Raw genomic sequence first — 16,197 nt, forward strand, 5'->3', positions numbered from 1 at the left:
TCATACATTACAGGTAGTTATTATGTCAGTTGACGATCTCTATAAAGCTCCGGCATCAGGTCAATACCACCCTCTTTCCGCCTCTCAACAACGCTTATGGATGTTCCATCAATTAAAACCAAACAGCGTCGCCTACAATACTGGCGGTCTACTGTGGTTTGACGATGCTCGCCTTGATGTTGATCGTCTGCTCGATGCACTACAGAACATGCTAACTGAGCATCCAGCGCTCACTATCACCTTTGATGACGGCACTGGAACGCCACTACAAAAATACGACGATTCGCACTATCCAATTGAAGTAAGCGATGTCTCTCGCTATGAAGATCCAGTTGACTGGCTTAAGAAAGAAGCCAAACAGATATACATTCAGCCCTATCAGCTTACTCATTCCAGACTGATTCGAGTACATCTATACCAAATAGATGAAGGCCGCTTTGCTGTGTTACTCGCTGCTCACCATCTTATTATTGATGCTTGGACCTTACAGCTATGCTGTAAATCTATTTTGTCTCATCTGACAAACAAACCAAATAACACATTCAAAGGGACAGACTATCTCGCTTTCACAGCGGATACCCCATCAGATGTAGAAATTGCAACGTCACGTACCCAATGGCAATCATTAGAGTTGATGTCTGACGAGCCTCTACAACTACCTAGCTTAACCACGTCAACGGATGTTAGCTATACCGCTGGACACGTCGAAAACAGCTTAAACCAAGAAGAGACAATCGTTCTTAGCCAAGCGGCAAAATCCCTTGGCATAACGCGCTTCGAACTGCTGTCGAGCGCTCTGCTGCTGACCTTATCTCAGTATGGAAATCACTCTCACCCCTCGGTTGTGGTTCCGACACTAAATAGGAACAGTAAAAACCGACGCACCGCTGGTTTTTTTGTTAGCAACTCATTGCTTGGTCTTCCATTAAACGCCTCTACGACGCTGCAAGAGATAACCCAAACGGTAAAAACAAAACTGGCTCAGTCTGTGGCTTTTTCACACCTTTCAGCCGAACAGCTTTGCGGCCAGCAATCGCTACCAAGCTATGCCTTTAACTACCGAACCCATGGTGAAGGGTTGGCATTAACAGAAAACAATTATCGGCTTGTATTTGAAGAGTTTCCCGTTGTAGAAACCCCCTTTGAACTGGTTTTAGATGCAATAAGCAGCAACAACCTAACCTTACGTTTTGTCTATGCCAAAGAGAAATTCTCAGCAGATTTTATTAAGCGCTTCATTGCCAGCTACAAAAAAACGCTACAGGAAATCTGTCTCGCTCCAAGCCGTAAGAAAGCGACTCTCAACCTACTTAGCGAGCAAGAAAGTACCTGGCTAGACCAGATGTCAGGGCCTAATGAAAAATGGCAGAACACGTTATTCTGTGACCTATTCAAGCAACAAGCGCAATCACAGCCCGACCACATCGCCCTACAACATGGCAACCAGACACTGAGCTATCGTCAACTGGATAGTCAAACAAACCAGCTAGCCTATTATTTAATGGACCATGGCGTTCAACCAGACACGGTCGTTGGCGTCATGATGGAACGCGGTATTAGCATGCTTGTCGCCATGATAGGTATTCTAAAAGCGGGCGGTGCTTTTTTACCATTAGACCCTGATTACCCAGAACAACGCTTACGCTTTATGCTAGACGACAGTGATGCCTTGTTCCTAATAACCCAATCGTCTCTGCTAGAAAAAGGTAAGGCTCTGACTCAGCGCTCGTTGATTACACTGGAATCTCTCGATCTTGAGCATTTTCCTGAACTCGCCCCAACAACTCATTTACAGCCTCTAAACCTCGCTTATTTAATCTATACCTCAGGCTCGACAGGCACACCAAAAGGGGTCGCTGTCGACCATCGTGGCTTAAGCATGCATGTGCAAACCATTGGGCAACGCTATGGTATGACGCCAGACGACACCGAACTGCACTTTGCCTCCATCAGCTTTGATGGCGCATTAGAACGCTGGACTGTGCCACTTGCCTTTGGTTCTCGGCTGATCATTCGTGATCAAGCACTTTGGACGCCAGAGCAAACAACGCAGGTGTTATGTGACGAAAAGGTAACCATTGCTTGTTTTCCACCAAGCTATGTCGGCCCACTCTTAGATTGGATTGAAGAGACAAAACCATCACTAGTATTGCGATCTATCACCTTAGGCGGTGAAGCCTTTACTAGAGAGACATTTGAGAGAATTCAGCGAGTTATCGCGCCACCTAGAATCATTAACGGCTATGGGCCAACTGAAACCGTAGTGACGCCATTGATTTGGAGTGCCTATCCGAACGATTCGCTAAAAAGTGCCTATGCACCGATCGGCACGGCTGTGGGTGCACGCAAGCTCTATGTTTTAAATGAAGAGCTACGACGTTTACCCGCTGGCGCTATCGGCGAGTTATACATAGGCATGGAGGAAGGTCTTGCACGGGGCTATTTTAAACGCCCTGATTTAACCGCCGAACGTTTTCTTCCCGACCCTTTTGCCAGTAATGGCGAACGCATGTATCGCACAGGGGATCTAGTTCGTTTTACGGAGAATGGCGTTGTCGAATATTTTGGACGAGCCGATCAGCAAATCAAAATTCGTGGCTTTCGTATTGAATTAGGCGAAATCGAATCTCGCCTACAAACCTTATCCAAGGCACGATTTTGTGCTGTGATCGCACACGAGTCCCCAACAGGAAAAAGACTGGTTGGCTATGTTCAAACAGAGGCTTCTCAGCAAGAAATTGAGTCTTGGCTTGCCGCCTTAGCACAACAGCTGCCTGATTACATGGTGCCGTCTCAGATTGTCGTATCGGATAGTCTTCCCATCACACCCGCTGGCAAGATTGATCGCAAAAATCTTAAGGCACCACAATGGCAAGACAATAACGACGACCAACAACCGCTACAAAATGCTAAGCAGGAATTGCTTGCGACACTATGGCGAGACCTTCTCAAGTTATCGATGGTTGGTGCAAACAGTCACTTTTTCTCTTCTGGTGGCGATTCCATTGCCGCGTTGCAACTCGTTGGTAAGCTACGTCAACACAACCTAATGCTGACGCCAAAACAAGTATTCGACCATCCCATTTTATCGGATATGGCAGAGTGTCTTGTAGACAATCAAACCAAAGCAGCGCAACAAACGCCACTGACGGGCGACGTTCCATTATTGCCTATGCAGTCTCGCTTTATAGATCATTATTCATTGAGTTTATGCAATCAGTTCGCGCGTTTTCAGCTGCCTGCTCCGATTAATCAAAACGCCCTCAAAAGCGCACTAACTGCTCTAATAGAACACCACGACGCATTACGACTCGCCTTTGATAGTAATCAGCAAGCAACCTATATAAAGGCAGCCGATTTCGCCTTTCAACTATATGACGATTCACTCGACAGTAACGCGGTGCAGCAGGCGATTGATCCAAAAATAGGATGCATGCTCTCCCTTGGTGTTCAGGTAGACACCGGCGAGGTATTACTTGCCGTTCACCATCTCGTGATCGATGCGCTATCTTGGCCCATACTGCTTAACGACCTTGTGAACTCATACCAAGGCCTTAGAAAAAAACAGCCTTATTCCCTTGCACCCAAAACACACCATCAAGGCGATTGGCACCAAGCACTACAATCCTATTCAATATCCAACCAAGAACGTACTTTTTGGGCCGCACAACAAGCGCCCCTTTTATTTCCTAAGCCCCGAGGCTCAGTCAGAAAAGTACACTGGCAGTTAAATCAGAAGGCAGCACAAGCCCTGTTCAGCAGTACTCAACTCTTTGCCAAACTCGACAAAGAAGCGAGCTTATTAAGCCTTGTGGCTTGCGCTATTGCCGCTCAGCAGCAGCAAACGACCTTACTCATTCATAAAGAAAGCCATGGTCGCTTTGCCGATGCATTCCATCTAGATCTTTCGCGCAGTATCAATTGGCATACGGCGTTATTTCCGCAAAAAATCACCATCAGTGACGACTTAAGTAAGACGCTAGCTCATGCCAAAGATGTGGGATGGGGGGTTCCGTCAGGTGGTATTGGTTATTCGGCTGGCGTACTACAAGGTGCTTGGCATTATGCCGACAGCATCGATGTGTTATTTAACTATCTTGGCAGCGCAACTAAGACCACTATCGCCGACATTCAACTAAGCGAATTTGGTCTATGGCGTCCTGATGATTCACCAAGTGACGCTGCCATCGTCGTCAATATTGCAGAAACAGACCAAGGCCTTGAGTTTGCCATTGAACTAGATAGCCAGCTTTTCTCAGAGCAAGAAGCAAACCAGCTTATCCAACACCTTGACCAGTCTGTGGCGACCATCACTCAATACTGCCAGCAACATGCGCCTATTTTGACAACCCACGACGCCAAGGGCACCGAACTTAATCAAACGACGTTAACTGCCATTAGCCAATCGCTATCGGTGGGAGATGACACAAGGCTACCTGAGAAAATATTACCCTTATCGACCTTACAGCAAGGGCTCTATTTCCACGCCCAGCTATCTAACCAACAACACACTTATGTGAACCAAATCACCTTACCCATTCGAGGGGCTGAGCCAAGCAAGCTATTAGCCTGTTGGCAAACGCTGATGAAACGCCACGCCATGTTGCGTTCGACCATTAGCCAAATCGATGGTCAGGCACATTTGTTTGTTTGGCCTGAGCTAACGCTCAATAGCACCTATCAAGATGAACGACAAAACCAAGCGTTTGATTTACAACACACCAAGCGTCAATTCATTGAGCAGGGCTTTCATTTAGAGCAACCTCTAACCACTGACACACCTGAGCCTTTATGGCGCGTCGATTTGATCCAAACCACTGAGCAAGAAATAGAATGCATCTTCACTATCCACCATTTATTAATAGATGGTTGGAGCACGGGAATCTTACTTAGTGAGTTGTTTACGCTTTACCAAGGTCACCAGCTACCTCATGTACAACAGGACTTTTCCGATTACCTTGATTGGGTTAGTCGACAACAAGGCACACAAGCCGAGCAATATTGGCGTGAGTCGTTAAATAAGGTCGATGCTCCAACTTTACTGGCAGATTTGTACGGTCAAGCGCAATCTAGCCAAGGTTATCTTCGTAGCAATGTGGATATTGATGTCACTACATTAGCAACTTGGCAGAGCAAGCTTAACCATTCTGGTTTAACCCTGAATACCTTAATTCAATCCGCATGGCTGCTGACGCTACAGCGCTATACAGGACAAGATAATCCTGTCTTTGGTAATACTGTGGCGGGCAGACCCACCGCATTAGCCAATAGCGATGCCATGGTCGGATTATTTATCAACACTTTGCCCGTAACGAGTGATATTCAGTGGCAGCGCAATGTGAACGACTGGCTGAAAGAGCTACAAGATCAAGCCAGCAGCCAACGAGAATTCAGCCATACCTCCTTATCCGTGGTACAAAACCACTCGCCTCTTAACGGGGAAAATCTATTTGATACACTCGTCGTTTTCGAAAACTATCCACTTGATGAAGCACTGTTTAATCAAGACAGCCTGACGATTGGCGAACCCGATAGCTATGAATTCACTCATTATCCCCTGACGTTGGCCGTGCTGCCTAGCGAACAATTACGTATTGTCTTTGCTTATGATTCAGCGCGTTTTAGTGAGCACCAAATCCAAGCACTGCAAGCCACAACCCAACATTATCTTGAGCAGTTGATCACTCACCTAGAGCGACCTCTTAGTGCGATTAACCTGCTAGATTCAACCCAAGAAAACACGCTTAAGCAACACAGTAAAGCCTCTGAACCCTGGGGTTATTCACCTTTTACTGAACTGTTTAAAGAACAAGCGAAAAAACGACCAAACCACCAAGCCTTAGTCGCTAATCCATTAGTGAATAATGGCAAACAGGCAGTGATGTTGACCTATCAAGAATTGGATCAACAAAGTGATGCATTGGCAGCAGAATTGCTGTCGCAAGGCATCCAACGAGAGCACATTGTGGGTGCCCTGTTCCAGCGTGGCAACGACATGCTAGTGACCATGATAGGCATTCTAAAAGCGGGGGCGGCTTTTCTTCCGTTGGATCCATCGTACCCAGAAGATCGCTTGCGCTACATGTTAGAAGACAGCGGAGCTTGCTGCGTTATCTGCGATCAAGCGTCTCTCACATTGGCCCAAAAAATCGATACAAGCGGCCATATCGTTGACTTTGATCGCATTAACTTGCAACAAACACTCAATACGTCGCCAGCGATTTTAGCAGACCAATTGGCTTATGTGATTTACACCTCTGGCTCCACGGGCAAACCAAAAGGCGTGTGTATTTCACAGCTCGGTTTGAGCATGCACGTACAAACCATCGGGCAACGCTATGGCATGAAGCCAGAGGATAGAGAGCTGCATTTTGCCTCCATCAGTTTTGACGGTGCCATTGAACGGTGGACAACGCCATTGGCCTTTGGCTCAACCTTGGTCATCCGCGATCAATTACTCTGGAGCGCTCAAGAAACCTGTGATGTGCTAGAAAGAGAAAAGATTACCATTGCCTGCTTCCCGCCAAGCTATGTGGGACCATTGTTAGAATGGATAGAATCTGCTGCACCGAAACCAATACTTACCGTTCGCTCATGGACATTGGGGGGCGAAGCCTTTACCCGCGACACCTACTTTAAACTGCAAAACACCTTACAGCCCCAACGCATTATCAATGGCTATGGCCCAACCGAAACCGTGGTGACGCCACTAATTTGGCAAGCGTATGCCGATACACCGCTTAACAGCGCCTACGCCCCAATCGGAACAGCGGTTGGCGCGCGCGATTTATACGTGCTCGATAAACATTTATACCCTGTTCCCTCTGGCGTCTCTGGCGAGCTGTATATTGGCGACGAAACGGGCTTAGCGCGTGGCTACCTTGCTCGCCCCGATTTAACCGCAGAGCGTTTTATCCCTAATCCCTTTAGCCAACATGGCGAGCGCATGTATCGAACCGGTGACCTTGTGCGCTGGCGAGAAGATGGCGTGATGGAATACCTAGGCCGAGCAGATGATCAGATCAAAATCCGTGGTTTTCGTATTGAGTTAGGCGAAATTGAATCGCGCTTGCAACAGCTTAGCGGTAGTCGTCAAAGTGCCGTTGTCGCCTTTGATGGCCCAGCAGGAAAAACACTTATTGGTTACATAGAGAATACCAAAACAGCCATTGATAGTAGCGCCATTTTACAACAAATGAGACAAGAGCTGCCCGACTACATGGTGCCCGCTCAACTCATAGCATTAGACTCGTTGCCTCTGACGCCAGCCAGCAAAGTCGATAAAAAGCGCTTGCCAGAGCCAAACTTACAGGCGACTCAAACAGAATTTGTAGCACCTCAAAGTGAGCTAGAAATGCTTCTGGCTAGCGAATGGCAACATTTATTTAAGCTTGAGACAATCAGCCGATATGACGACTTCTTCGCCCTTGGCGGCCAGTCTCTCCTTGCCACTCAGTTGGTCGGTCGTTTGCAGCAGAAGCATCAAGTACGATTGCCGCTTCAGGCGGTATTCGATGCACCGACGCTCTGCGACATGGCAGTACGCTGTCAAGCAAATGCAAACGACAGCACACCAATAAAAGCCATGCCACGCTTAACACATATGCCAGTCAGTACGGCACAAAAACGTCTCTGGTTTGTTCAAGAACTCATGCCAGAAAGCTCGGCTTATCACATGCCTTTGGGTATAAAACTAAGCGGCCAAATAGACCACTCTCGCTTAGAAAACGCATTGCAAACCTTAGTAAATAAACATGAAATTTTCCGCACCACCTTTGCCCAAGTAGAAGGCGAGCTGATGCAGACGATCCACCAAGATGTGCCTATCCAGATTCCTTGCCATCAAGCCGGTGACTTTGCCGCGCTTGAACAACAAAGAGAACACTGGATAAGTGAACCGTTTGACTTTACCCAAGCGCCCCTCTTACGGGCTTATATGGTCGAGCATAGCCCGAGCGAACACGAACTGCTCTTGGTTATCCATCATATTATTAGCGATGGTCTCTCTATGCAGTTGCTCCTTAAAGAATGGTTCACTCTTTATCAGCATCAAGCAAAAGGAATTGAATCAGACCTTGCCTATCAGGCGATGTTAGATTACGCCGACTATGCCTACTGGCAGCAGGATTGGCTACAAACACCTCAAGCAAAACAAGACCTTATTTGGTGGAAACAGGCGCTTAAAACAGACATTGAACCACTTATCTTACACAGCGAAGTGCCCAGAGATCCGCAGCAAATGCACGGCAGACGTTATCACTTTGAATTAACTGAACGACAAGTTACACAGATCCAAGCGCTTGCTTCCACTCACCAAACAACCGCATTTAATGTGATGCTCAGCCTTTGGCATGTGTTAATGCACAAATACACAAGCCAAAATGAGATCCGCGTGGGCGTTCCCGTCGCAGGGCGACACCAACCCGATACACTCCATATGCAAGGCTGCTTCATTAACAGTGTCACCGTTCCAGCCACCTTGTCGGCTACGGACACCTTCTCTGATCTACTTAACCAAGTAAAAACCTTTGTTAAGCAAGCTATTAGCCGTCAGGAGGTGCCGTTTGAGTCCATTGTAGAAGCATTGAGCATTACGGGGAATTTGCAGCACCACCCTCTTTATCAAACGAGCTTCAATTTCCAGCAAATGGATTTGAATGCGCTTCCAACGATAGATGATCTGGACATTGAACTGTTTGACCCTGGCGTTGTGGGCGCTCAGCTAGAGTTAAGTCTCGATATCCAACAGTTCACTGATTCAACAGAAACAAACGAGAAATGGGCAGGCTTTGTTAACTACGCTTCCCCCGTCTTTGATGAAGCATTTGCCACATCCCTCATTGAACATTGGTTCCAGCTTTTAGACAGGGTCTCAAAGAACCACCAGCACACCATCGCGTCGCTTACCTTATTGGATAAGTCTATTGCCGCATTTAACGCAACAGACAAAGACTGGGGAGGACTATTACCGCCTCCGGTGAGCATCATGCAGCAAGCGACGTTAACCCCAGAGTCAACGGCTTTGTCCATGGGTCAAGAGACCATAAGCTACCGAGATTTTGACCGTAAAGTAACGCAACTGGCTAACTGGCTACGTAAACAAGGGGTGAAAGAGGAAACCCGCGTTGGGCTTGGCTTACCTCGCTCTATCGGCCTGGTGATAGGTTTACATGCCATCACCCGTGCGGGTGGCGCTTATGTGCCATTGGACCCAAGTTATCCAAAAGATCGCCTGAGCTATATTCTCGAATCGGCTGATGTCTCTTTGCTCATCACGGACGAGCAAACACTGAACAGTTGGCCTGAGAGTACTCACTGTCGTTATATTGCCATAGATACACTGGATACCAGCCACGAAAGCCTTGTACCGCCAACAGTCAATTGGCAAAAAGATCTGGCCCTCTACGTGATTTTCACCTCTGGCTCCACCGGTCTACCTAAAGGTGTCGTTAATACCCAAGCGGCGCTACAAAACCGCCTACAGTGGATGCAAAGCGAATATCAACTCACAACCAATGACTGTGTTTTACAAAAAACGCCCTTTAGCTTCGATGTCTCTGTCTGGGAGTTCTTCTGGCCCTTAATGTTTGGTGCTCGACTTGCTATCGCACCGCCTGAACATCATCGTCAGCCAGAGCTGCTGCATAAAACCATCGTCGAACAAAACGTCACCACCATACATTTTGTGCCATCTATGCTGCATGCGTTTGAAAGCGACACCGATATGGCACGTTGCACTAGCCTAAAACGCATTATTTGTAGTGGTGAAGCCCTGCCTGCGGAGCTGGTCGATAAAGTGCTTTCCACCATGACATCTTGCCAGCTTCACAATTTATATGGTCCAACAGAAGCGGCTATTGATGTGAGCTACTGGCAATGCCAGCAGCCAGTCGGTAGACGCACGCCAATTGGTCATCCTATTAACAACATACAGCTGCATGTTCTTGATGAATACTGGAACCCATTACCTATTGGCATTCCAGGGGAACTGTATTTGGCTGGCGACGGCCTAGCACGGGAATACTTATCCCGTGCTGACCTAACAGCAGATCGATTTGTCCCCAACCCTTGGGGACAACCTGGTTCTCGCATGTATCGTACCGGTGACAAGGTATTACGAATGCCAGATGGACGCCTTGAATATCTTGATCGGCTTGACCACCAAGTCAAAATTCGTGGCCTGCGCATTGAACTGGAAGAAATTGAAAATGTGCTCAATCAACATGCGTTCGTCGATGAATCGGCGGTGATTGCTTACGACTACCAAATAGGCACACAGAACGAGAAAACCAGTACGCAACTTGTCGCCTATGTGGTGTCCAGCCAATGGACAACTGAGACAGAGGCACAAGTAAAAAACCATCTTGCTGAGCATTTACCCGATTACATGGTCCCCACTATTTTTATCGATCTTGAGTCGATGCCGTTATCGCCTAGTGGTAAACGTGACCGCAAAGCGTTGCCATCACCAGAGTGGAATCAAGTGCACTACCGAGCTCCAGAGTCGGAACTGGAACAATGGTTTGCTGATACCTGGCAGCGTGTTTTAGGGGTCGACAAAATCGGGTTGGATGACAACTTCTTTGCCTTAGGCGGACATTCTCTATTGGCCACGAAAATCGTCTCACTCGCGCAAAAAGAGCTCGGGATAGAAATTAAATTAAAAGACTTCTTTACAGTACCGTCTTTGCAAGCTTTGACGGACAACCTTGAGTCCCATTACCAAAACCAACATGAATCGGAGCAAGATGAACTCGATGCGATGGCCGCATTGATGGACGACTTGGAGATGTTATGACCGCAAAAAATGACAAAATCGCCTTAGCAAAACGTTTTCTACAACTTGGTGAACAAGAACAAATTACGTTCATTAAGCTGATTGATAGCAAAGGGTTAAATTTTGAAAAGCTCCCCATCGTTGCGGGCACGAAACCCAAGTTGATCCCTTTATCTCCAGCGCAAAAAAGAATGTGGAATATCTATCAATTAGATGAAGGAAACAGTGCTTATCATATGAGTGGTTGCTTTGAGGTATCTGGACCACTGGATCTGAATCAGCTTGAGCAGGCTCTGCTCAAAGTGATTGAAAAACATCAAGCGCTACGAACACGTTTTGTTCAGGATGAGTCTGGCCATACTTTCCAGTTTATCGAAGAAAACCCAAGCTTTTCTATCGACAAACAAGAGCGACTCTTTGACGATAAGGACGCCTTAAATCAAGCCAATGCGGACTTTATCTGCAAGCCGTTTGACCTTTATCGCCACCTTCCCATCCGAGTACAAAGTATTCTTATAGAAAAAAATCGTTATCGTTTGCTCATGGTCATGCATCACCTTGTTTCGGATGGCTGGTCTGTAGATGTTTTTATGCGAGACCTCGTGAGGGCCTATCAGTCTATTGAGCTTGAGCCTCTTGAAATTCAATACGTCGACTATGCCATTTGGCAAAATGCCTTGTTAAAAGCAGGTAAAGACCAAGCGCATTTGGATTTCTGGCGCAATGAAATAGGCACTCAACAACCCAATAAACTGTTTCCTTGGCACTCTGAGGTGATCCCAAACCAACGACGTATTGCAGACACATTTCAATTTACCCTTACACCACAACAGCACCAGAAGCTGAAACAATTGGCTCGTCAACTGTCCGTCACCACCTCCAGCCTATGGTTAGGCCTGTGGCAAAGCGCCCTAGCGAAGAGCAGCAAACAGGATTCACTCTCTATTGGCATTCCATTGGCCAACCGCCAACGTGCGGAAGTGGCTGACGTTATTGGTTTTTTTGTTAATACCTTGGTCATCAATCAACAAGTATCGGCAACTCATACTATTATCGACACAATACAAACGGCCCACCAAAAAGTACTGCAAGCACAAGACCACCAGCTGTTGCCGTTCGACCAGATCGTCGCGTCTTTACTTCAAGAGCGCGTCGCTGGGGAAACGCCTTATTTCCAAGTCTTGTTTAATCATCAAATAACGTCTCAAGCATTTGGGGAGTTAGCCAAAGGCGTGACCATCAAACCAGTCAAGCAGCAAGGTAGCTTGGCTTTGTTTGATGTTGCCTTGGATGTTCGCGAACAATCTGACAGCACGAGCATCGTACTGACGTTTGCTCAGGATCGAATTGAACGTCAGGCAATGTCTCGTCTAGCACAAATACTACAACATATAACGGACACGTTAGAAGATTCGCTGTCGCTTCCGCTAGCGAGCATAAATACCCTATCGGATGCCGACCTAAAGCGATTAACGACACTCTCTAGACCGGAAGGCTCATGGCATTTTACACCGATCACCAAGATGATCGCCAAACAGGCACAAGAGCGCCCTGATGCCATCGCTATTAAGCACGCACAAAGCCAATACACCTTTGCCGAGTTAGAAGCAAAATCCAATCAGTTGGCTCACTATCTTATTAAGCAAAAGGTCAACACTGACGAACCTATCGGCGTCTTGTTTGAACGTGGCTGTGACATGATTATCGCCATGATAGCCATCATGAAAGCAGGAGGCGCATTTCTGCCGTTGGACCCAGATTACCCAACTGAACGCTTGGCTTACATGATCGAAGATTCTGGTGCGAAACGTCTGCTTTCTAGTGACAATTTAGCCCCTCGTTGGCAAGAGATAGAAAGCCGTATCACAAGTCATAACGTGGCATTCTTGCCTTTATCCTCCCTTAATGTAGAGGCACAAAAGCGAACACCGATTACACAGACCATTCTTCCAAAACAGTTGGCCTATATTATTTATACATCAGGCTCAACGGGGAAACCGAAAGGCGTTGCTATCCCTCATGATGGTTTGAGCATGCATGTACAAACCATTGGCAAGCAGTACGGTATGACGCCAGATGACATTGAGCTTCACTTTGCGTCTATCAGTTTTGATGGCGCTGTGGAGCGCTGGACAGTGCCGCTCGCCTTTGGCTCTCGGTTAATCATCCGTGATCAAGCCTTGTGGAGTGCTGAAACCACCTGTCATGTTTTACAAAAAGAAGGCATCACCATTGCCTGCTTTCCGCCTAGCTATGTGGCACCTCTCTTAGACTGGATAGAAGAAACTCAGCCGACATTAGCCGTTCGATCTTGGACATTGGGTGGTGAAGCCTTTACCCGTGAGACCTACGACAGGCTACAAACCTTGGTACAGCCGCCGAGAATCATCAACGGCTATGGCCCTACAGAAACCGTAGTAACGCCGATGATATGGCGAGCCTACCCTGAGGATAAGCTAAACAGTGCCTATGCACCTATTGGCCAGCCCGTTGGGTCCCGTCGTTTATACATTTTGGACGAACAACTGAATCGCGTGCCGTTTGGCGACATGGGTGAGCTATATATCGGCGACGAATCAGGCCTCGCCCGTGGCTACTTGCACAAACCAGAGCAGACCAGCGAACGCTTTTTACCCGACCCCTACACAGCCAATGGGGAACGCATGTATCGCACTGGCGATTTAGTTCGATGGCGCGAAGATGGCGTCATGGAATACCTCGGCCGCATCGACCAGCAAGTGAAAATCCGTGGTTTCCGAGTGGAATTAGGTGAAATAGAAAACCGTCTACAACAATTATCCGGTGTCGAAACCTGTCTTGTAGCACTCCATAAACACAACAATCAAAACCAGCTAATTGGCTATCTTCATGGTCGCAATTCAACACAATGTGACAAAAATTCTGTATTAAAGGCTCTTGCTCAACAAGTGCCTGATTATATGGTGCCCGCCCAACTTATGGTGCTCGATACACTGGCGCTCACCCCTGCGGGAAAAATCGATCGTAGTGCACTTCCAGTTCCTGATAACACAACAATAACGGACGCATATCAAGCCCCCCAAACGCCGCAAGAAGTGCTACTCGCCGACATTTGGCAAGACTTACTTGGCATCGATAACATCAGCAGAAATAGCCATTTTTTTGCCCTTGGCGGCGACTCGATTCTTTGTTTACAACTGGTCAGCAAACTCAAGCTGACGGGGTTCAGCGTCACGCCTAAAGACATTTTCGCGAACCCTGTGCTGTGTGACCTTGCTAACAATCTAAAACGCGCCCAGCAAGCAAAAGAGAGAGCCCTACCAAGCCATGCCTTTGGCTTAATGCCTATTCAAGCGCATTTCATGGCGCAGCATTTTGCCGAGCCTAATCACTGGAACCAGCACGTATGCGTCACGTTAAAACAAGAGATGGATGCTACGGCGCTTAATACGGCGTTAAATGGACTCGTTGAGCACCATCCTAGCCTTCGTTTGGCGTTTTCGAAAAACGCAGAGCATTGGCAGCAAGCCTATCAGCCGTTTGAGCAAAGCGAGTTACTATGGCAAATACAAGCGCAAGATGAAGCCGAATTCGATTCGTTCGCCCATTCCATACAAACCAGCCTAAATCTACACGACGGAAAACTCCTGCAAGCAGGATTGGCGACGATATCTGGGCAAGCCAACCGTCTCTTATTGGTCATTCACCATATGGCAATCGATGGCGTCTCTTGGCGGGTGCTGCTCGACGATTTATGGACCGCCTATCAACAAGTTATCAGCGATCAAAAAATCAATTTGCCTACCAACTACACCAGCCTAGACATTGCCGTAGAGCAACTCAATGACTGGCGAGAGTCTGACTATTTCTGCCAAAAACAAACCTATTGGCAAGACATTGTGAACCAGTCAAACACGCTTCATAAAGCGACAACTCCCGCTTTATATGCTGACAGGCAAAGCGTCACTATAGAGCTGAGTGAGCAAGACACTAATGCCTTGTTAACGGCTAATAAAGACATTACCAGCATCATGCTAGCCGCTCTCCCCATAGACTCTCTTGCCGACAACAAACAAGCCATCACCTTGTTCTTAGAAGGCCATGGACGAGAAGAATCTGTATTTGGAGATATGGATTTAAGCAGGCTCGTCGGTTGGATGACGAGTTTATACCCTGTCATTCTTAACTCAGGTCAAAGCTGTGATGAGATTCAACAGCAGCTCAATATCATTCGAGAAGATGGCGGCATCAGCTTCGCCACTCGGTATTTAGAGCCAGATGTCCAACAAGCCCGAGCCGTGCTCACGTTTAACTATTTAGGGCAATACTCAAACAACAGCTTTGCTCATTGGTGCCAGCCGCTTGAAAGTGGCGGTAGCGCGCAATCTAGGCTCAACAGTATGTTGACACCCTTGACCATTAATACGCAAGTTGTTGCGGGTAAACTGTCGTCCAGCTGGGAGTTTGCTGCCACGCACTATAGCGAATCAGCCATCAAAACACTGGCAAATCAATGGCAGCAAGCACTTTGTCAATTCCTAGCCAAACTCAAGCAAAAGCCAGTTTGCGGCGATCTGAACCTTGTCGAAAGGCTTAATAGCGAACAGACCAAGCAACATCCAGTCTTTTGTATTCATCCCGTCACAGGACGTGTTGTCGGCTATCAAAAACTGGCTCAAGCCCTAGAAGGTCAACGAAGCGTGTATGGCATTAAGTCTCAAAGCTTTGCCTATCCTAATCGGTTCGATACCTCGTTCTCAGACATGGCCGATTTGTATCTTGCTACCATACGAGACGTTCAACCTCATGGCCCTTACAGCTTAGTGGGATGGTCGTTAGGTGGGGCGTTATGCCAAGAAGTTGCCGCTCGACTTGAACAGGCAGGTGAACAGATAGATTTTATAGGCTTATTAGATTGCTATGTACCTGGAACGGAAGTCGCCGAGGACCAATGGCAATCTCCTAATGCAAAACACAAACTCATTTCTCATCTAGAACTGTTACTCGGCGATCTATCTGACACACAACGACATTCCTGTTTAGCGGGTTTTGACGCTGCCACACCAAATCAATGGCCAGAGGTATTTGATAATTGGTTAACCAAGCATCAGTTTTCACTTCACGAAGCTGAAAATGCAAGACAAATGCTCTACAGCTGGGCGGTAGAACAACACATGAGAGCACTGTGCCATGACTATCAACTACCAAAAATCAAAACATCTGCGCATTCATTCTGGGCAGGATTACCAGAAGGTCGTCATGTGTGGCTGACGGCTGAATTTGCTAACACCAATCCCCTTGCTGAGAGTCACGTATACAACACAGATCATTTAGGCATCGTTCAAAATACACAAGTCATTAAAAACTTGATAACCGTGCTTGGTATCAAGGCGGATCACACATTATTGGCAACCCTTTAAAACGGAAATAAAAGTAGTTTT

The 16,197-nt window shown here is 47.2% G+C and carries 2 protein-coding genes; both read left to right on the top strand.

The genetic code is table 11. The features are described from left to right. Positions 1 to 22 precede the first annotated feature (22 nt). Positions 23 to 10,798, top strand: a complete 10,776-nt coding sequence (locus DK187_RS02155; RefSeq protein WP_111605698.1) for a non-ribosomal peptide synthetase — start codon at positions 23 to 25, stop codon at positions 10,796 to 10,798. Then, positions 10,795 to 16,176 carry a non-ribosomal peptide synthetase gene (locus tag DK187_RS02160; RefSeq protein ID WP_111605699.1) on the top strand — a complete coding sequence of 1,794 codons (5,382 nt, stop codon included), beginning with the start codon at positions 10,795 to 10,797 and terminating at the stop codon, positions 16,174 to 16,176. Before DK187_RS02155 ends, DK187_RS02160 begins: the two co-directional genes overlap by 4 nt. Positions 16,177 to 16,197 lie beyond the last annotated feature (21 nt).

Origin of the sequence: Marinomonas arctica, from assembly GCF_003259225.1 — a bacterium.
Taxonomy (GTDB): Bacteria; Pseudomonadota; Gammaproteobacteria; order Pseudomonadales; family Marinomonadaceae; genus Marinomonas; species Marinomonas arctica.